Source organism: Roseateles toxinivorans, assembly GCF_004362525.1.
Taxonomy (GTDB): Bacteria; Pseudomonadota; Gammaproteobacteria; order Burkholderiales; family Burkholderiaceae_C; genus Paucibacter; species Paucibacter toxinivorans.
Genome location: NZ_SNXS01000001.1, coordinates 255,480 through 275,074, shown reverse-complemented (window position 1 = coordinate 275,074; position 19,595 = coordinate 255,480). Strand labels below are relative to the sequence as shown.

The 19,595-nt window shown below is 66.9% G+C and carries 17 protein-coding genes; 1 reads left to right on the top strand and 16 read right to left on the bottom strand.

From position 1 onward, the window contains the following. Position 1 precedes the first annotated feature (1 nt). The 15 genes from hflK to DES47_RS01190 all read right to left on the bottom strand — a co-directional run bounded on the left by hflK (position 2) and on the right by DES47_RS01190 (position 16,532). The gene (hflK, locus tag DES47_RS01260) at positions 2-1,303 is read right to left on the bottom strand and encodes an FtsH protease activity modulator HflK (protein WP_425057408.1); all 1,302 of its coding nucleotides are present in this window, start codon (positions 1,301-1,303) and stop codon (positions 2-4) included. Positions 1,304-1,305: 2 nt separating this feature from the next. Beyond that, a complete protein-coding gene (hflX, locus tag DES47_RS01255; protein WP_243748110.1) occupies positions 1,306-2,577 on the bottom strand; it encodes a GTPase HflX in 1,272 nt (423 codons plus the stop codon). 67 nt (positions 2,578-2,644) lie between these two features. Then, positions 2,645-2,890 (bottom strand): RNA chaperone Hfq, encoded by a 246-nt coding sequence (hfq, locus tag DES47_RS01250; protein ID WP_133698850.1) that lies wholly within the window; start codon positions 2,888-2,890, stop codon positions 2,645-2,647. Between the two features lie 74 nt (positions 2,891-2,964). Next, a complete protein-coding gene (gene der, locus DES47_RS01245) occupies positions 2,965-4,299 on the bottom strand; it encodes a ribosome biogenesis GTPase Der (protein ID WP_133698849.1) in 1,335 nt (444 codons plus the stop codon). A 10-nt stretch (positions 4,300-4,309) separates the two neighbouring features. Further along, on the bottom strand, positions 4,310-5,443 hold the full coding sequence (gene bamB, locus DES47_RS01240; protein ID WP_133698848.1) for an outer membrane protein assembly factor BamB: 1,134 nt from the start codon (positions 5,441-5,443) through the stop codon (positions 4,310-4,312). Further along, on the bottom strand, positions 5,440-6,123 hold the full coding sequence (locus tag DES47_RS01235; protein WP_133698847.1) for a YfgM family protein: 684 nt from the start codon (positions 6,121-6,123) through the stop codon (positions 5,440-5,442). Before DES47_RS01235 ends, bamB begins: the two co-directional genes overlap by 4 nt. Before the next feature lie 40 nt (positions 6,124-6,163). Continuing rightward, positions 6,164-7,474: a histidine--tRNA ligase gene (gene hisS / locus DES47_RS01230; RefSeq protein WP_133698846.1), complete on the bottom strand. Its 1,311-nt coding sequence runs from the start codon at positions 7,472-7,474 to the stop codon at positions 6,164-6,166. Between the two features lie 6 nt (positions 7,475-7,480). Beyond that, positions 7,481-8,767 (bottom strand): flavodoxin-dependent (E)-4-hydroxy-3-methylbut-2-enyl-diphosphate synthase, encoded by a 1,287-nt coding sequence (ispG, locus tag DES47_RS01225; protein ID WP_133698845.1) that lies wholly within the window; start codon positions 8,765-8,767, stop codon positions 7,481-7,483. A gap of 19 nt (positions 8,768-8,786) precedes the next feature. After that, on the bottom strand, positions 8,787-9,701 hold the full coding sequence (locus DES47_RS01220; RefSeq protein ID WP_166651802.1) for a helix-turn-helix domain-containing protein: 915 nt from the start codon (positions 9,699-9,701) through the stop codon (positions 8,787-8,789). Then, positions 9,694-10,506 carry a type IV pilus biogenesis/stability protein PilW gene (gene pilW / locus DES47_RS01215; protein WP_133698843.1) on the bottom strand — a complete coding sequence of 271 codons (813 nt, stop codon included), beginning with the start codon at positions 10,504-10,506 and terminating at the stop codon, positions 9,694-9,696. Before pilW ends, DES47_RS01220 begins: the two co-directional genes overlap by 8 nt. Before the next feature lie 41 nt (positions 10,507-10,547). Then, on the bottom strand, positions 10,548-11,672 hold the full coding sequence (gene rlmN, locus DES47_RS01210) for a dual-specificity RNA methyltransferase RlmN (RefSeq protein ID WP_133698842.1): 1,125 nt from the start codon (positions 11,670-11,672) through the stop codon (positions 10,548-10,550). Between the two features lie 55 nt (positions 11,673-11,727). After that, positions 11,728-12,153 carry a nucleoside-diphosphate kinase gene (gene ndk, locus DES47_RS01205; RefSeq protein WP_133698841.1) on the bottom strand — a complete coding sequence of 142 codons (426 nt, stop codon included), beginning with the start codon at positions 12,151-12,153 and terminating at the stop codon, positions 11,728-11,730. Between the two features lie 115 nt (positions 12,154-12,268). Further along, positions 12,269-14,509, bottom strand: coding sequence for a pseudouridine synthase (locus DES47_RS01200; protein ID WP_208114877.1), 2,241 nt, complete (start codon positions 14,507-14,509; stop codon positions 12,269-12,271). After that, positions 14,506-15,189 carry an SMC-Scp complex subunit ScpB gene (gene scpB, locus DES47_RS01195; protein ID WP_425057396.1) on the bottom strand — a complete coding sequence of 228 codons (684 nt, stop codon included), beginning with the start codon at positions 15,187-15,189 and terminating at the stop codon, positions 14,506-14,508. Before scpB ends, DES47_RS01200 begins: the two co-directional genes overlap by 4 nt. Before the next feature lie 365 nt (positions 15,190-15,554). Then, positions 15,555-16,532, bottom strand: coding sequence for an RluA family pseudouridine synthase (locus DES47_RS01190; RefSeq protein WP_133698839.1), 978 nt, complete (start codon positions 16,530-16,532; stop codon positions 15,555-15,557). A 94-nt stretch (positions 16,533-16,626) separates the two neighbouring features. Between DES47_RS01190 and DES47_RS01185 the strand changes: the two genes are divergently transcribed. Next, on the top strand, positions 16,627-17,418 hold the full coding sequence (locus DES47_RS01185; protein ID WP_133698838.1) for an outer membrane protein assembly factor BamD: 792 nt from the start codon (positions 16,627-16,629) through the stop codon (positions 17,416-17,418). A 119-nt stretch (positions 17,419-17,537) separates the two neighbouring features. Here DES47_RS01185 and yoaA read toward each other — a convergent pair whose 3' ends face one another. Next, positions 17,538-19,559: a DNA repair helicase YoaA gene (gene yoaA / locus DES47_RS01180; protein ID WP_481883772.1), complete on the bottom strand. Its 2,022-nt coding sequence runs from the start codon at positions 19,557-19,559 to the stop codon at positions 17,538-17,540. Between the last annotated feature and the right edge of the window lie 36 nt (positions 19,560-19,595).

Here is a 19,595-nt window from a genome sequence, read left to right as displayed (position 1 = left end):
GTTAGCGGCCGTCGCGGTCGCGGCTGCGCGAACCATCGCGCGAGCGCACATCGGTCGTGGCGGGGATGCTGCCGGCCTCGGCCGGCGGCGTCACCACCACCGGCGCGGTGGCCGACACCGAGCCTGCCTGCTGGATCAGCTTGTCCAGCGGCAGGTACAGCAGATTGGAGCCGTTGCGCGAGTCCACCATCACCTTGGAGACATTGGAGTAGACCTGCTGCATCGTGTCGATATAGAGGCGATCACGGGTCACCGCGGGCGCCTTCTGGTACTCGGTCAGCACGCTCTTGAAGCGTTGCGAGTCACCCTCGGCCTGCGCGACCACCCGCGCCTTGTAGGCCTCGGCCTCCTCGCGCAGACGCGCGGCCGTGCCCTGCGCCTTGGGGATCACGTCATTGGCATAGGCCTGACCCTCATTCTTCAGGCGCTCACGGTCGGCGCCGGCCTTGAAGGCATCGTCGAAGGCCGCCTGCACCTGATCCGGTGCCTGCACGCTCTGCACATTGACGTTGACGATCAGGATGCCGGCCTTCAGTCGATCCAGCTGCACCTGCACCGACTTGCCCAGCTCGGAGGCAATGGCATCGCGCTGCTCGTAGAGCACCGAATCCATATTGCTGCGGCCGACGATCTCGCGCACGGCCGACTCCGAGGCCTGCACCACGGCACCATCGGGGCTGTTGTTCTCGAACAGATAGTCGCGCGCATCCTTCAGCCGGTACTGGACGGTGAAGCGGATATCGACGATGTTCTCGTCCTGGGTCAGCATCGACGAGTCGCGTAGGCCGATCGCCTGCACCACCGCATTGCGCCCGACCTCGACCGTGCGCAGCTGCGTCACCGGCACCGTTTCATTGCCCTGGAAGGGGTAAGGCAGACGCCACTGGAAGCCGGCGTCAACCGTCTTGCTGTATTTGCCGAAGGAGGTCACGACGGACTGCTGACCTTCCTGGACGATGAAGAAGCCGCTGCCCAACCAGGCCAGCAACACCACGCCGCCAATCAGGCCGGCGCCTATGCCCGCACTCTTCATGTCGGGCTGGAAGTTCGGGCCATTGCCGCCGGAGCCGCCGCCGTTGTTGCTGCCACCACCACCGCCGCCGCCCTTGCCGCCGAACAGGCCGCTGAGCTTGCGGTTGAAGTCCTTCCACAGCTCATCGAGATCGGGCGGGCCCTCGTTGCGGCCGTTGTTCAGATGGCGGCCGGCCCGCCAGCCGCGACCGGCCAGCAGGGCTCGCGCAGCGGATGCCACTTGCGCCAGGCGCTCCCCGAAAGGTGCGGATGCGGACTGCTGAGTTCTCATATTCATGGCTTTGTTGATTGGGTTCCGGTCGCCGGATCGGCGTCGTCGTCAAAGTCTTCTTCGATGACCCGCTCGCGCGGATCCACGTCATCATGTGGGAGGCCGGCGGCCTTATTCAATAGCGCCCTGGCCTCAAGTTCCTGCATTGTGCGGGTGATTTCTCGGCGCAGCAGGTCCAGCCCCTCGCCGGTCAGCGAGGAAACGAACACGCGCTGGACCCGTATACCGCCCGGGAGTTCCAGCCAATCGCTGGCCACGCGCGGGCGCTGGCTCTCTTCCAGCAGGTCCTGCTTGTTGAAGACGAGGATTTGCGGAATGCCATCGGCGCCGATTTCGGCCAGCACGCGATCCACCTCCTCCATCTGCTCGTCCAGCACCGGCGAAGCGGCGTCGATCACGTGCAGCAGCAGATCGGCCTCGGTGGCCTCGCGCAAGGTGGCCTGGAACGCCTCCACCAGCTTGTGTGGCAGATCGCGGATGAAACCCACCGTGTCCGACAGCGACACGCTGCGGCCGGCTTCTTCGAGATAGAGCTGGCGGGTGGTCGTGTCCAGCGTGGCGAACAGCTGGTCGGCAGCATAGGCGCGGGCCTTGACCAAGGCATTGAACAGCGTGGACTTGCCGGCATTCGTGTAGCCGACCAGGGCGACGCTGAAATTGTTGTTGCGCTCGCGGGCGCGGCGCTGCGTGTTGCGCTGGCGCTTGACCTTGACCAGGCGCTCCTTGACCGACTTGATGCGCTCGCCAATCATGCGACGGTCCAGCTCGATCTGGGCCTCGCCCGGACCGCCGCGCATGCCGATGCCGCCGCTCTGCCGCTCCAGATGGCTCCAGCGCCGCACCAGGCGGGTGGACAGGTATTGCAGCCGCGCCAGCTCGACCTGAAGCTTGCCCTCATGGCTCTTGGCGCGGGCGGCGAAGATTTCGAGAATCAAGGCCGTGCGGTCTGCGACCGGCACGCCCAGGTGCTGCTCCAGATTGCGCTGCTGCGCGGGCGAAAGCGCCTGATCGAACAGCACCGTGTGCGCCTGATGGCCCAGCACCAGGGCCTTGATCTCGTCAGCCTTGCCCGACCCGACGAACAGTGCGGCATCGGGCGCCTTGCGGCGGGCGATCACTCGCGCCACCGGGGAGTCCCCGGCCGACTCGGCCAGCAGGGCCAGCTCGTCCAGGGTAGGGTCGAAGCTGGCGCCGCGACCGAAATCGACGCCCACAAGAATGGCCCGCGCAGTGTCGTCAGACAGTGGCGGGGTGTTGGGGGGCGAGGAACTCAAGGTTGTGGTGGGCTGGTGGAAGCTGTTGGGGCACGGCGCGGCACGCCGTGCGGGGTGGGCTCAAGGCTCAGGGCGCTTCGCCCGGAACTTCGGCCGTGTGGAAGTTGACCGCCCGACCCGGCACCACCGTGGAGATGGCGTGCTTGTAGACCATTTGCGTGACGGTGTTACGCAGCAGGACCACATACTGGTCGAAGGACTCGATATGCCCTTGGAGCTTGATGCCGTTGACCAAATAGATGGACACGGGCACATGCTCCTTGCGCAGCAGGTTCAGGAAAGGATCTTGCAGGAGTTGTCCTTTGTTACTCACGATATTCTCCGTGTTGAAAAGAGTGAAGAGAGGCCTGCACGTTACCACAGGGTCGGGTTTCTACCCCCACTGCTTCACGATCCTTTGGGATCAAAGGGATTCTCGGAGGAACGCAACTCGATCTTCAAAGGCGTGCCCACCAGCTTGTAGTGGGCCCGGATGCGCGCTTCGAGGAAACGCTTGTAGCTCTCGGTCACCCCGGCCAGCGAATTGCCGTGGATGACGACCAGCGGCGGGTTCATGCCGCCCTGGTGGGCATAGCGCAGCTTGGGCCGGAAATGGCCGACTTTCTTCGGCGTCTGGTGCTGGACGGCCTCAAGGATCAGGCGCGTCAGCACCGGCGTGGTCATCTTCTTGGTGGCCGAGGCATGGGCGTCGGCGATCGCCTTCCACAGCGGGCCCAGGCCCTGGCGCTTCAGCGCCGAGATCTGCAGCAGCGGGGCGAACTTCAGAAAGGCCAGGCGCTGCTCGATCGAGCGCTCCAGCATCTGGCGCTGGTAGCTGTCGATGGCGTCCCACTTGTTGATGGCCATCACGACGGCGCGGCCGCTGTCGAGTATGTAGCCGGCGATATGGGCGTCCTGGTCGGTCACGCCCTGGGTGGCGTCCAGCAGCAGCACGACGACATTGGCGTCCGAGATGGCCTGCAGCGTCTTCACGACCGAGAACTTCTCGATCGCCTCGAAGACCTTGCCCTTGCGGCGCAGGCCGGCGGTGTCGATCAGCTTGAACTGCTTGCCGTCATGCTCGAAGGGCACCGAGATCGCATCGCGCGTCGTGCCGGGCATGTCGAACGCAATCAGGCGCTCTTCGCCCAGCCAGGTGTTGATCAAGGTGCTCTTGCCGACATTCGGGCGGCCGGCCACGGCCAGACGGATCGCGCCGTCGTCGGCCGCTTCATCGTCTTCCTCGGGGTAGTCGAAGCTGTCCAGCACGGTGTCGAGCAGGCTGCGTATGCCCTGGCCGTGCGCCGAGGAGATCGGTATCGGGTCGCCCATGCCCAGCTCATGGAATTCGGCCAGCAACGGCGACTCGGCCATGCCCTCGGCCTTGTTCACGGCCACGAACACCCGCTTGTTGGCGGTGCGCAGGTAGCGGGCGATGTCATGGTCCTGGCCCGACAGGCCCATGCGCACGTCAACAACAAAGATCACCGCATCGGCCTCGGCCACCGCCTGGCGCGTCTGCTTGGCCATTTCCTTGACGATGCCGGTGGTGCTGGTCGGCTCGAAACCGCCGGTGTCCACGACGATGAACTCACGGTCGCCCAGGCGGCCGTCACCGTAGTGGCGGTCGCGGGTCAGGCCCGCAAAATCGGCCACGATCGCGTCGCGGCTCTTGGTCATGCGGTTGAACAGCGTGGACTTGCCCACATTTGGGCGGCCCACCAAGGCGATAACGGGTTTCATTGCTTCCTTGTTATTCCGGACGCAGGGCGAACAGGCCGCCATTGCGCGTCACGACCAGCACGGTTGTGCCCGAGGCCACCGGCCGGCCGACGATGGGCGAGCCATCGGTGGCCACACGCAGCTGGGTTTTGCCGGTGTCGCGGGCGAGAAAGTGCACCTGGCCTTCGAAGTCGCCGAACAGCACCGTGTTGCCCAGCAGCAGCGGCGCGCTCAGGTCACGGTACAGCAGTTGCTCCGCGGTCCAGATCACGTCACCGCTGCCGGTCTTCCAGGCGGTGATGCGGTCGCTGCCGTCGGCACCAAAGATCGCCTGGGCATCGCCGCCGATGGCGTCGGTGCCACCGACATTTCGCGTCCACAGCGCCGTGCCACGTTCGGCGTTGACGCAGCCCACGGCAGATTGGAAGGCGCGCACACAGATGACTTCACCGGCGCGCACTACAGGACCGAGCAGGTCGGACAGGCGCTCGACCTCGTTGGTGCCACGGGGGTTGGCCACGCTGGCCTCCCAGCGCACATTGCCGTTGACCGGATCCAGGCCGGTCAGGCGCGGGCCAAGACCTGCAATCAGGGTGTCCTTGTAGCTGGCCAATACGCCGGCCTGGGCCAGGGTCAGGGCCTCGCCGGGCCGGCGCAGGTCGAAGATCTTGCGGCCGTCCAGCGCGTCGAAGGCCTGAACGACCCGGTCCACACGCTGCACGAACACGCGCTCGCCGGCCACAAGAGGCGCCGTGCTGACCGGTGCGCCGACCTGCTTGCGCCACAGCACGCGCTCGCCGTCCATCACCACCAGGTCGTTGTTACGGGTGACGACGGCCGAGAAGCGGCCATCGCTGCCCACGCCAGCGCTGATCGGCTCACCGACCTGCACGCGCCAGACGGTCTGTCCGGTCGCGGCGGACAGCGCGGTCACGGTGCCATCGCTGCCGGCGACGACGAAGTTACCCCCGACGACCGCAGGTGCCAACTGGAACTTGACGCTGTCCAGCCGCTGGTTCCAGACCACGCGGCCGGCAATCTGCGGCGCGACGGTTTCCAGCGGCGTGGGCTTGTTCTTGCTGGAACTGCTGAACAGCGAGCAGCCGCCCAGCAGGGCGGCCAGACCCAGACCCAGGGCCAGACGCAGTGTAAGCAGGCGCATCATTTCGAGGCTCCTGCGGCAGCGGCCTTGGCGGCAGCGCCATCTGCCTGCACGCCCAGGCCGGCCAGCTTGGCTTCGATCAATCGACGGTAGTCCAGGGTCTTCTCCATGCTGTCGTAAGCCTTCTGATACTGGGCCTTGGCCTCGTCGCCCTTGCCCTGCGCGATCAGGATGTCGCCACGGCGGTCGGCGGCCAGCGCTTCGAAGTCCTTGCTCTTGACGGTGTCCAGCGCCTTCAGCGCGGCGTCGAACTGCTTGGCCTCGAGCAGCAGACCGGCCAGCCGGATCTGGGCCAGCGAGCGGTACTCATCCTCACCGGCGTTGTCGGCCACCCAGGTCAGCGTGGTGCGGGCCGCTTCGGCCTGGCCCTTCTCGTACTGGACCTTGGCGGTCAGCAGCGCGCCCTGCTGGGTGAACACGGTGCGCGGGAAGCGCTCCTTCATGTCGGCGAACACGCGGCCGGCCTTGTCGGCCTCGCCGGCCGCCGCGGCGCGGTCGAGTTCGTCATACATGGCGGAGGCCTTGACGGCCTGATCGCGCTGCCACCAGTTCCAGCCCATCCATCCCGCATAGACGGCAAGCACCAGGGTGATCAGCCAGGTGATGAGATTGCCGTACTGCTTCCAGAAGGCCTTCAGCTGGTCCAGCTGTTCCTGTTCTTCAAGATCGAGAGGAGACGCCATGAGACTGTTTGTATCGGTAGAGAGAAAGGGAAAGCGGGGATTATGCGCGGAGGAGCTCGGAAGCCCAGCTTGACACGTCAGCCAGCGACCTGGTGGTTTGCGGCACGGCGGTGTCGCGCAGATGCTTGACGGCCACCAGGCCCTGGGCCACCTCGTCGTCGCCGAAGATCAGGGCCCAGGCCGCGCCACTGCCGTCGGCCTTCTTGAACTGCGATTTCATGCCGGACTGGCCCGGGTGCATCTGCACCGACACGCCGGCGGCGCGCAGCCCTTCCAGCACGACGAAGACCTGGGGCAGAACTGCAGCGCTGGGCACGATGGCATAGACCGCAGGCGCCTGCGGAGGCACGGGCACGCCCACCTCCTCCAGCAGCAGCAGCATGCGCTCCATGCCCATGCCGAAGCCGACCGCCGGTGCCGGCTTGCCGCCCAATTGTTCGATCAGACCGTCATAGCGCCCGCCGCCGCAGACCGTGCCCTGGGAGCCGAGCTTGTCGGTGACCCACTCGAACACGGTCAGGTTGTAATAGTCCAGGCCGCGCACCAGGCGCGGGTTGATGCGGTAGGCGACGCCGGCCGCGTCAAGGATGGCGCGCACGCCGTTGAAGTGAGCCAGCGAGGCCTCGCCCAGGAAGTCCAGCAGCTTCGGAGCCGCATTGGCCATGTCCTGCAGCGCCGGATTCTTGGTGTCGAGCACGCGCAGCGGATTGGTGTGCAGGCGACGCTTGCCGTCCTCGTCCAGCAGATCGATGTGCTGTTCGAGGTGGGCGATCAAGGCCTCGCGGTGGGCGCGGCGCTCGTCGGCCTCGCCCAGGCAGTTCAGCTCCAGATGGAAGTGCTCGCCGTCGACCAGGCCCAGCTCGCGCAACAGGCGGTTGCCCAGCAGGATGACCTCGGCGTCCACATCGGGGCCGGCAAAGCCCAGCGCCTCGATACCCATCTGGTGAAACTGGCGGTAGCGGCCCTTCTGCGGCTTCTCTCGGCGGAACATCGCGCCGAAGTAGTACAGGCGCCGGCCAGAGTCGCGCAGAAAGGAATGCTCGGTCATCGCGCGCACCACGCCGGCGGTCATCTCGGGGCGCAGAGCCAGATGCTCGGCCTGGCCGTGCTTGTCCGCACGGTCTTCGAAGGCATACATCTCCTTCTCGACGATGTCGGTCACCTCGCCGATGCCGCGCACGAACAGGGCCGTGGGTTCGACGATGGGCGTGCGCACGTTCTGGTAGCCATAGCGCTGCAACACGCTGCGCATCTTCTCTTCCAGCCATTCCCAGCGCGCCGATTCCGGCGGCAGGATGTCGTTCATGCCCTTGACCGCCTGGAGCTGCGGCTGCTTTTTCTGTTCAGTCATGCAATCTCACGCGGCCACGCCGCTCTTTGCGCCGAAACGCTTTTCGATGTAGTCCTCGACCAGGGTCTGGAACTCGGTGGCAATGCCGGCGCCGCGCAGGGTCAGGGCCTTCTCGCCGTCGATGAAGACGGGTGCGGCCGGTGCCTCGCCGGTACCGGGCAGGCTGATGCCGATGTCGGCATGCTTGCTCTCGCCGGGGCCGTTGACGATGCAGCCCATCACGGCCACCTTCATGTTCTCGACGCCCGGGTACCGGCTGCGCCAGAGCGGCATCTGCTCGCGCAGGAAGTCGTCGATCTGCTTGGCCAGCTCCTGGAAGGTGGTGCTGGTGGTGCGGCCGCAGCCGGGGCAGGCGGTGACGCTGGGATTGAAGTGGCGCAGGCCCAGCGACTGCAGGATCTCCAGCGCAACCACCACTTCCTGGGTGCGGGCCTCGCCGGGCTGCGGCGTCAGCGAGACGCGAATGGTGTCGCCAATGCCCTCCTGCATCAGGATCGAGAGCGCCGTGGCCGAGGCCACCGTGCCCTTGGTGCCCATGCCGGCCTCGGTCAGGCCCAGGTGCAGCGCATAGTCGCAGCGTCGGGCCAGGGCGCGATATACCGAGATCAGGTCCTGCACGCCACTGACCTTGCAGCTGATGATGATGTTGTCCGGGTTCATGCCAAGCTCGCGCGCATAGGCGGCCGAGCTCAGCGCCGACTGCACCAGCGCCTGGTACATCACCTGCTTGGCGTCCCAGGGCTGCGCGCGCCTGGCGTTGTCGTCCATCATCTGGGCCAGCAGTTCCTGGTCCAGGCTGCCCCAGTTGACGCCGATGCGCACGACCTTGTCGTACTGCATCGCCGCCTCGACCATCATCGCGAACTGGCGGTCCTTCTTGTCCCCCTTGCCGACATTGCCGGGGTTGATACGGTACTTGGACAGGGCCCGGGCCATGGCCGGATGCTCGGTCAGCAGGCGGTGACCGTTGTAGTGGAAGTCGCCGACCAGCGGCACGTCTATGCCCATGCGGTCGAGCTGCTCGCGGATATGGGGCACGGCGTCGGCCGCCTCGGGCGTGTTGACGGTGATGCGCACCATCTCCGAGCCGGCAATCGCCAGCTCCTTGACCTGGATGGCGGTGCCTATCACATCGACCGTGTCGGTATTGGTCATCGACTGCACGCGCACCGGGGCGTTGCCACCGACGGTGACCAGGCGTTCACCCCAGCGCACCTGGGCCTGGCGCGAGCGGCGCGGCGCCACCACGGCCGGTGCGATGGCTTCTTCGAGATCGTTGTTGAAGTCGCTCATGATGACTGCTGCTTGCTGATTACTTGAGTTCAAAGCGGGCGACGTTGTTGACCGCGCGCATGCTCAGATCCACCGGCTGGCCGCGGAACTGGACCTCGGCACCGGCCGCATTGCCGATCTTGATCTTGAAGGGCATGGCGCCGTCCAGCACCAGCTGCTCGCCGCTTTCCAGCGTGCGCATGGCAAGCACCTGCTCGTTGGCATCGCGCACCTCGACCCAGGTCTGGGCGCGTGCGCTGAGGCGCAGGGGACCGTTGCCGGTGGCCGCTGCCGCGCTCGCTGTCGAAACCGCTGCCAATACCGGGGCCGACGCCGTCGCCGCTACAGTTCCCACGGGAGTCGGCGTGGCCGCCGACGGCGCCGGCTGCAGTTCGACCGCGGGCTCACCGGGGCTGACGCCGGAACTCGCGGCGGCCGGAGGGAACACCGGCTCCGAGGCCGCGGCACTCGGCGTACTCACGCCATCGCCCTGCCCCAGCCCGCTCCACAGGCTGCTGGGCGCCAGATAGACGGCGGCAGCGGCCGTCAGCAGAACGATGGCGGCCAATGGCCCGGGACGCTTCAACCAGGCCCAGGACTGGGGCTCTTCGCGGCCCGGACGCTCGCGGAAGGGCTGGTTCAGCCCCTGGGCGACGCGGTCCAGCGCCGGATCCACCGCGTGCGGCAGCAGGGCCAGCACCGGCGCTGGGTCGACCTTCAGCGAGCGGCACATGGTCTGGGCCAACGCACGGGCAAAGGTGGCGTCCAGCAGTTCCTCGTGGCGGTCACCCTCCAGCGCCTCCAGCTTGCGCTGCGGCACTTTCAAGGAGGCCGCCAACGCGGCGATATGCAGGCCCTTGGCCTGACGGGCCTGACGCAACAAGGCGCCGGCCGTGCGGGGCACATCGGCCGCGGTCAGCCCCATCGGTGCGGGCGTACCGGAATCCTCAGTCATCGAATCGTCCATTCTCGAAGGCCAGGGCCTCTTGGGATCTAGGAAAGCGTTTAAGCATCTGGTCGCCCAGTTCGCGCACCGACTGGGTATTGCCCAGCTTGCGCTCGATGCGCAGGGCCAGCCACAGGGTCTGGGCACTGAGCAGATCGGCCTGGCTGTTGACGCGGCGGATATAGAAACGGGCGCGGTCGAGGTCTTCGCGACGGTACAGCACCTCGGCCAGATTGACGGTCACCGCCGGGCTGGTCGGATCGAGTTCGAACGCACGCAGCAAGGTGCCCTCAGCCTCCATCCACTGGCCGGCACGGGCCTGGCAGACGCCCTTGGCCAGCAGGGTGCGGGACACGCCACGGTACTGCGGCAAGGCAATGGCCAGATCGAACTGCGCAGTGGCAGCAGCCCAGCGCTGATGCTGGCACAGGAACCAACCATAGTTGTGCAGCGCATCGGCATCGCGGCCATTGATGGCCAGCGCCCGGCGGAAGCTGTCCTCGGCCAGGGCATCCTCGCCCATGGCGGCATAGATCAGGCCACGCAGGTTGTAGCCTTCGATCAGCTCGGGCTTGGCGGCAAAGGCCTGCTTGACCTCGTCCAGCGCCGTTGTGTATTGGCCGCGCGAGAAATAGCCCTCGGCCAGCTCCAGCCGCACCTTGGCGCGCCGGTCGTTGTCGGTCTGATCGGACTCGGTGCGGATCTGAGGGCCGGCGGTGGACCCGCCCGTCATGCCCGTCGCACCACAGCCAGCCAGGCCGACGACGGCCGTCAAGGCCAAGCACAAACGCCATTGCCACCAACCAATGCTCATTGCCGCCTCTCTCAAATCGCTCAGCCAGCTCCTTGAGGAGCTCACTGGGGACTGTCTTGTTCTGTTCCCGGCGCCTTCACCGGGGCTCGCACCATGCGGATGTGCGCACGGGTTCGGTCTTGTACCTCACCCGCGAGTTGACCACAGGCAGCGTCGATATCATCGCCGCGGGTCTTGCGCACCGTGGTGATCAGGCCCGCGTCCTGCAGGATCTTGGCAAAGGCCGTGACGCGCTCGCGCGGGCTGCGCTTCAGGCCCGAGGCCGGGAACGGGTTGAACGGGATCAGATTGATCTTGCACGACACGTGACCACGCAACAACTTGACCAATTCGGCCGCCAGCTCCGGCGTGTCATTGACGCCGTCCAGCATGCAGTATTCAAAGGTGATGAAGTCGCGCGGCGCCTTGTCCAGATAGCGATTGCAGGCGTCCAGCAACTCGGCGATCGGGTACTTCTTGTTCAGCGGCACCAGCATGTCGCGCAGCGGGTCCAGCGGCGCGTGCAGCGACACGGCCAGGGCCACCGGGCAGTCGTCGCGCAGGCGGTCGATCATGGGCACAACGCCCGAGGTCGAGACCGTGACGCGGCGGCGCGACAGGCCGTAGCCATGGTCGTCCAGCATCACTTTCAACGCCGGCACCAGGGCCGCGTAGTTCTGCAGCGGCTCGCCCATGCCCATCATCACCACATTGCTGATGACGCGCTCATCCGAACCCAGGCGCTTGCGCAGCGTGTGCTCGGCAAACCAGAGCTGGGCCAGGATCTCGGCCGTGGTCAGATTGCGGCTGAAGCCCTGATGGCCGGTGGAGCAGAAACGGCAGCCAACGGCGCAACCGGCCTGCGACGAGATGCACAGCGTGCCGCGGTCGTCTTCGGGGATGAACACCGCCTCGACAGCATCGCCGGCACCGACGTCGAACAGCCACTTGACGGTGCCATCTAGCGAGACATGCTCGCTGATGATGGGCAGCGCGGTGATGACCGCGCGGGTGGCCAGCTTGTCGCGCAGCGACTTGGCCAGATCGGACATGGCGTTGAAGTCCGCCGCACCCTTTTGATGAATCCAGCGGAACAGCTGGGTGGCGCGAAAGCGCTTTTCCCCCAGCTGCTCGCAAAACGCGGCCAGGCCTTCCAGATCGAATCCAAGCAGGTTGACCGCGTCCATATCCATCCTCTCAAGCGCCTCTTGTTGCCGAGGCTTCAAGAGGTGCAGACCGCCTTCAGCGGCTGTAAACGTTCATGCCGGGGAAGAAGAATGCCACTTCGGCGGCAGCCGTCTCGGCAGCGTCCGAGCCGTGCACGGCATTGGCGTCGATGCTGTCGGCGAAGTCGGCACGGATGGTGCCCTTCTCGGCCTTCTTCGGGTCCGTGGCGCCCATCAGGTCACGGTTCTTGGCGATGGCGCCTTCGCCTTCCAGCGCCTGGATCATCACCGGACCGGAGATCATGAAGTTGACCAGGTCGTTGAAGAAGGGACGGGCCTTGTGCACGGCATAAAAGGCTTCGGCCTCGCCACGCGACAGGTGGGCCATCTTGGCGGCAACCACCTTCAGGCCAGCGCCTTCGAAGCGGGCATAGATTTGGCCGATGACATTTTTAGCCACGGCATCGGGCTTGATGATGGACAGAGTGCGTTCGATCGCCATGGTGAAATTCTCCTGAATTCAAAGACTTAGCAAAGCCTTGGATTGTAGCTTGGGAACGTGCCGGCCTGACATCAAGGGATGTCAGACCAGCGAATAGCGGGGCTGGGCCTGCGCCTTAGCGACCGCGGCCGCCGCCGCGGTTACCACCACCGCCACCGCCGCCCCCACCAAAGCCGCGGCCACCGCCGCCGCCGCCGGAGCCCCCGCCAAAGCCGCGACCTCCTCCGCCACCTCCACCGCCACCACCGCCACCGCCACCGCCGCGCTTGCCGCCACGGGCTCGCTGCATGAAGGCGTCGGCGCCGATGTAGCCAACCGAGGTCTGCAGCGGATCGGGTTGACGCGGACCGTCTTCCTTGTTGCCGCCACCCTGGCGCCCTGGGCCGCGACCCTGCCCCCCACGGCCTTGCGGGCCGCGATCATGAATGGGGCTGGAACCGCCGGGGCCGAAACCGCCGAGGCCGCCTCGACCGCCGCCCTTGACAAAGCGCTTGTCAAAGGTCTGCTCCAGCGGATTCGGGATCACGCCGCGCGGCAGATCGTCATCGTCGAACTCGTCGTCGCGGTCGCGCGGCGCGCTCTGGTCGAGATTGCGCTCGACATTGCGATCCGGGCCACGTTGCTCGTCGCGCGGCCCCTGATTGCCGCCCTGCCCGCCCTGGCGCGGCTCACCACGGCGACCGCGCTGCTGGTTGCCGTCCGGGCCCCGTTGCTGCTGGCCGCCGCCCTGCTGCGGGCCTTGCCCGCGGTTCGGACCGCGGGCTTCATTGTTGCGGCCACCGCGGCCGTCGTTGTTGCGCCCGTCATTGCGCGGCTGGTTGTCGCCCCGGCCCTGCTGATTCTGCTGCTGGCGGTCACCACCGGCCAGGCGGCGTATCGTGCTGACATCGCTCTCACCCAGCTCGACCCAGACGCCACGCTTGAGGCCGCGCGGCAGCACCACGGTGCCGTAGCGGATGCGGATCAGGCGGCTGACCGTCAGGCCCACCGCGTCGAACAGCTTGCGCACTTCACGGTTGCGGCCTTCGGTGATGATGACCCGATACCAGTGGTTCACGCCCTCACCGCCGCCATCCTCGATGCTCTTGAAGCCGGCCTTCTGGCCCTCGATGATCACGCCTTCCAGCAGGCGGTTGCGCTGATCGTCGGTCAGGGTGCCCAGCACGCGCACGGCGTACTCGCGCTCGACGCCGAAGCGCGGGTGCATCAGCTGGTTGGCCAGATCACCGGAGGTGGTGAACAGCAACAGGCCTTCGGTGTTCAGGTCCAGACGGCCGACCGACTGCCACTTGCCCTGCTGCAGGCGCGGCAGGTGGCGGAACACGGTCGGGCGGTTCTCCGGGTCGTTGTGCGAGACCACTTCGCCGGTCGGCTTGTGATAGGCCAGGATGCGCGGCGTAGGCGCGGCAATGCGAAAGCGTATCGGCTTGCCACCGACACGGATCTGGTCGCCATAGGAAATGCGCTGGCCGATATGGGCCGCCTCGCCATTGACGGTGATGCGGCCATCGAGAATCAGCTCTTCCATCTCGCGGCGCGAGCCGATGCCGGCCTGGGCCAGCACCTTGTGCAGCTTGGGCGCATCGGCATCGGGGGCCAGCACGCGTTTGGTCTGGCCTTCGATTTCGTCGCCATCGTCGTCGCCATCGTCCTCATCAAAATCGCGGTCGTCGTCTTCCTCGTCGTCGTCCTGCGAATGCTCCGGCGCGTCACCTGCGGCGTCGAAGTCACCGGTCAGCACCTGGGCAAACAAGGCGCCGGCCTCGGCCTGCACCTCGGGCGCCAGCGCCACGGCGGGCGCCTGGGGACGCTGCTCCTGGCCCTGGACACGCGGCTGATCGCCGTCTTGCGCGCGGCCCTTGCGGCCACGGCGGCGGTTGCGGCCGGAGCGCGGACCGCGTTCGCCGCCCTGCTCACCCTCGCCATCGTCGCCACCACCCTCTTCGCGCGGACCGGCTTCGGTCGATGCGCCCGTGGACTCCACGCGCACCTCGGCAACCGGGGCGGCTTGTGCAACCGGCTCGGCCACAGCCTCGGCCGCCTCAGCCTTGGGCTTGGCGCGCGACCGCGCTGGGCGCTTGGCGGCCGGGGCGTCGGCCGACACGGCCGGTTCGACCGCCGGCGTCTCGACGGGGGCTTCCACCGCAGCCTCTGCGCTCACCTTCTTGGCCCGGGGTTTGCGCACCTTGGGCGCTGCCTCGGCCGCATCGCCGAACAAAGCGGCCGCAACCGGCGCTTCGACGGGCACTGCTGCTGGCGCGGCGGCCTCGTCGGCAGGCTTGCGCGTGCGGCGTCGCTTGGGCGCGGCCTCGTCTGCAGCGGGGGTCAGGGTGGGGTCGGTTTGGTCAGGTTTCATGCGTCGCGTTGCGCCTTGTCAGCGTCGTCAGACTCGGGGCCCGGCTCAGCGGGTGGGAGGGAGGTTGCAAGCGGCTCACCGACTGCAACAGGGGACTCTTGTACTTCAATCAATTCGACGGCCGGGGCCGAAGCTTCGGTCGGCGGCACCTCGGCCCCCGCATCGAGTGGCAGATCGGCCTGGCCGTCTTCCAGCAACGAGGGCTGGTCGGCCAGGGCCAGCTCGAAGGCCGGCGTGACCTGCGTGCCATGCTCAAGCGGCGGCAACTGCTCCAGGCTGGCCAGGCCCAGATCATCCAGAAACTGCTTGGTCGTTGCCAGCAGGGCCGGCCGGCCCGGCGATTCGCGGTAGCCGATGGCCTCGACCCAGCCGCGATCTTCCAGCTGCTTGACGATCTGGCTGGTGACGGCCACACCGCGTATGTCTTCGATATCGCCCCGCGTCACCGGCTGGCGGTAGGCAATGATGGCCAGGGTCTCCATCACCGCCCTGGAATAGCGTTGCGGCTTCTCGGGGTTGAGCCGGTCGAGGTACTCGCGCAACTCGGGCCGGCTCTGGAAGCGCCAGCCCGTGGCCACAGCCACCAGCTCCACGCCGCGGCCCTCCCAGTCGCGCGTCAGCTCGTCGAGCAGGCTGCGCAGGGTATCGGGGCCGATTTCATCGGCAAACAGCGTTCGCATGTCACGCAACGGCAAGGGCTGTTGCGCACAAATGAGCGCGGTCTCAAGGACGCGCTTTGCATCCTGTGTATTCATGGACTGTTGTCACATCTCCGCCGACATCCGGCAGGTATTTCTGGGTCTGACCACCTGGCCCTCTGCGGCAGGCCGTTGATCCGCGCTGATTGTCAGCGGGGGATTTAAGGCGGGCTCTGAGGGGAAGGGCGGCACCCGCATTCATGCGGGCGGCTCGGGTCGGCACTGTGCGCTAGCGCCCTGGTACTGCCCTGTTGGGGCATTGACCGAAAGCAGCTGCAGGCATAGCCCGATGGCGCATTGTAGCGCCGCCGGCCGAACGCGCTCGATTTCTTGATGCTGCTGTGGTTTCAAGGTGTCTGCGTCAGCTGCGCCCAGGCCGGGGCCAGGTCTTCCGGCAGGGGCGCCTCGAAGGCCATTGGCTTGCCGCCGATCGGATGGGCAAAGCTCAGCCGCGTGGCATGCAGGGCCTGGCGGGTCAGGCCCAGTGCCGGCTTGCCGCCATACAGCGCATCGGCCAGCAGCGGAAAGCCCTTGCAGGACAGGTGGACGCGGATCTGGTGCGTGCGGCCGCTGTGCAGCACGCAGCGCACGGCACTCATGCCATCGCGGGCGGCGACCAGATAGATATCGGTACGCGCCGGCTTGCCACCAGCCAGGGCCGCCATACGGATGCGGGACTGCGGGTCGCGGCGGATCGGCTCATCCACCGTCAGCGTCTTGGGCACCAGGCCATGGGTCATCGCCAGGTATTCGCGGTGCACGTCGCGGGCGGCAATCATCCGCGTCAGCGCGGTGACCGCCTCCAAGGTCTTGCCGACCACCATCAGGCCCGAGGTGTCCTTGTCCAGCCGGTGCACGATGCCGGCCCGCGCCAGGGTGGCCGCCGCCACATGGTGGGCCAGCACGCCATTCATCAAGGTGCCCGACCAATTGCCGGCCGCCGGATGGACGACCAGGCCGGCCGGCTTGTTGACGACCATCAGATGGGCATCCTCGAACACGATGTGCAGGTCCATCGCCTCGGCCTTGAAGGCGCGGCTCTCCTCGGTGGGCACCAGCTCGAGCAGCACGCGCTGGCCGGACAGCACCTTGCGCGAGGCGGTGGTCACGGCCACACCATCGACCTGCACATGGCCACGCTCGATCAGCCCCTGCAGATGGCTGCGCGAGAACTCGGGGGCCATCGTCACCAAGAGCTTGTCAAGCCTCTGGGCATGCCAATCGCGGGCCACCACGCCCTGGCGTTGCTCATGGGCATCGGAGGGGCCGTCCTCGGAAAATTCGGCCTCATCCAGGCTTGCGTCCGTGCCTTCAGGCTGAACCATATAATCGCGACTCCGTTTTCAGCACAGGACGGTGCATTGCACCGCCATAGGGACCATGGTCATGATGTGGGTGGAGCGCCAAACGGCGCGCTTGATGGGCAGGACGGGTCTCGCAGCAGCAATGGTGCTGGCGGTCACGCTGGCGGGCTGCAGCAGCACCGCCAAGGACGACCCGAACTCCCAGGCGAGTCTGGACAAATTGTACGCAGATGCCAAGGACGACTTACAAGGCGGCAGCTACGACCGCGCGATCAAGACGCTGGAGCGCATCGAAGGCCGCGCCGCGGGCACGCTGATGGCCCAGCAGGCCACCCTGGAGCTGGCCTGGGCCAACTACAAGAGCGGCGAACGTGCCCAGGCGCTGAGCACGCTGGACCGTTTCATCAAGCTGAACCCGTCCAGCCCGGCACTGGATTACGCCATCTACATGAAGGGCGTGATCAACTTCAATGACGATCTGGGCCTGTTCGGCAGCATTGCCCGCCAGGACCTGTCCGAGCGCGACCAGCAGGCCTCGCGAGACGCCCTGCTCGCCTTCCGCCAGCTGGTGGACCAGTACCCGCAGTCCAAGTACACGCCGGACGCCTCGCAGCGCATCGACTACATCCTCAACACCCTGGCCGCCTATGAAGTGCACGTGGCGCGCTACTACTACAAGCGCGGCGCCTATGTGGCCGCGGCCAACCGGGCCCAGCAGGCAGTGCAGGAGTTCCAGCGCGCACCGGCGGCCGAAGAGGCCCTGTTCCTGATGATGCAGAGCTACGAGAAGCTGGACCTGAAGCCGCTGCGCGATGACGCCGAGCGCGTGCTGCGCAAGAGCTTCCCGAACAGCGCCTATCTGCGCGAAGGCTTTGTCGATGGCAAGGCCTGGTGGAAGCTGTGGTGAGGTGTTGACCTGACCCTGCAAGGAAAGAAGCCCGCTCATGCGGGCTTTTAACCCTCCGTAGCCCGGATGCAATCCGGGGCCGAGGGTTCGTGTCGCTCAAGCCCCGGATTCCTTCCGGGCTACCAGGCCTTGGCCAGATCGGCGCCGGGCTGGTAGGTTCGCTCCAGACTCAGCCCCTCCAGCCAATCCATCGCCTCGCCCTCGTTGGCCACCTGCCCCATCGGCGGCAGCGCGGCGCGCAGGCGCTTGCCGTAGTTCATGCCTGCCATGCGCGGGTCGCAGATCACCAAGAGCCCCTTGTCGGACTCGGTGCGTATCAGCCGCCCGCCACCCTGCTTTAGTGACACCGCCGCCTCGGCGATGAAGTACTCGGCAAAGGCGTTGCGACCTTCGTTCTCCAGCTTGCGCACGCGGGCTTCGACCAGCGGGTCGTTCGGCGGCGGGAACGGCAGCTTGTCGATCAGCACGCACTGCAGCGCGTCTCCGGGCACGTCTATGCCCTCCCAGAAGCTCTGCGAGCCCACCAGCACAGAGCGCGGCTGGGCCATGAACTGCTGCAGCAGCACGCGCTTGGGCGCGCCGCCCTGTATCAGCACGGCGATGTTGTCGCCGGCGGCCTCGAATTTCTGGATCAAGGCCTCGCCCACCGTCTGCAGATTGCGCAGGGTCGTGGTCAGCACAAAGGTGCGGCCGCCCAAGGCGCGGGCGCAGCGGGCTGCCAACTCGGCCACGGCCAGCGGATGGCTTGGCTCATTGGGCTTTGGAAAACCCCGAGGCACGTACAGCCGCGCATGGTTGGCATAGTCGAAGGGGCTGCCGACACGCAGCACGGTGGCCTTGTCCAGTCCAGCGGGCTCGGTGAACCAAGTCAGTCGCTCGTCCTCGCCCAGGGTTGCAGAGGTGAACACCCAGGCCTTCGGCGCGGCGGCCATCTGCTCCTGCATCGCCACGCGTATGTCCAGCGGCGACTCGACCAGGCGCGCAGTATTGGGGGTCAGGTCTATCCAGCGCACAGCACCATCGGCAGCGTTGCCGCAGAACACGGTGGCCAGCTCGACGAATTGCTGGGCCCGCTCGTGCAGGCGGATGAAGTCGGGCGCCATCTCGGTGACGGTGGCAAGGGCCGCCACCGCCGCTTCGGCCGCAGCCGCCACCGCGTCGACGGCGGGCTGGAAGCCTTCGCCGGTGGCGCGATCTTCCCAGCGCAGCTTGAGCATGCCGCGCACCTCGCGCATCGGCCCGGCGGCGGCCATGCGCAGCTCGCGGGCGGCGCGCTCCACACCGGCGCTCAAGGCCTGCCAGTCCTGCAGACCGCGGGCCTGGCTCAGGCCTATCGCCAGCAGGTCGCGCGAAAAGTCGATCAGCTGGGCTGTGCCCAGCATCGTGCCCAGGAACTGAACGCCGGCCTCGGCCAGCTGATGCGCCTCGTCGAAGATTGCCACCTCGACACTGGGCAGCAGCTCGGCCACGCCACTGTCGCGGAGCGCCATATCGGCAAAGAACAGGTGATGGTTGACGACCACCACATCGGCCAGCATCGCTTCGCGCCGCGCTTTCACCACATGGCAGGCGCGGAACTCAGGGCAATCGCTACCCAGGCAGTTGTCGCGGGTCGAGGTGACGATGGGAATCACCGGCGAGCGGTCGTCCAGCCCGTCCATTTCGGCCAGATCGCCGGTCTGCGTCTCCTGCGCCCAGCGCTCGACCCGGGCCAGCGCCATCACTGCGCGGCGGTCCGGCAACTGCTCGGTGTGGCGGGCCTGGCTCAGCCGGTGCAGGCACAGATAGCTGCCACGGCCCTTCAGCAGGGCCGTCTGTACCGGCATCTGCAGTGCCTCGCGCAGGCGCGGCAGGTCGCGCAGGAAGAGCTGGTCCTGCAGGCTCTTGGTGGCGGTGCTGATCAGGGTGCGACTGCCCGACAGCAGGGCCGGTACCAGATAGGCAAAGGTCTTGCCGACGCCGGTGCCGGCCTCGACGACCAGGGTGTCGCGCTCGGAGATGGCCTTGGCAACGGCCAGTGTCATTGCCATCTGCTGCTCGCGCGGCGCATAGCCCTCATCGGCGCGCGCCAGCGGGCCGCCGACGTCGAACGCCGCGGCGACCAGTTGCTCAAGCTCGGACTTCTCGTGTTGCTCGCTCACTCACAGACCCCAAAGCAGCGCCGAGCGCCGGGCCAA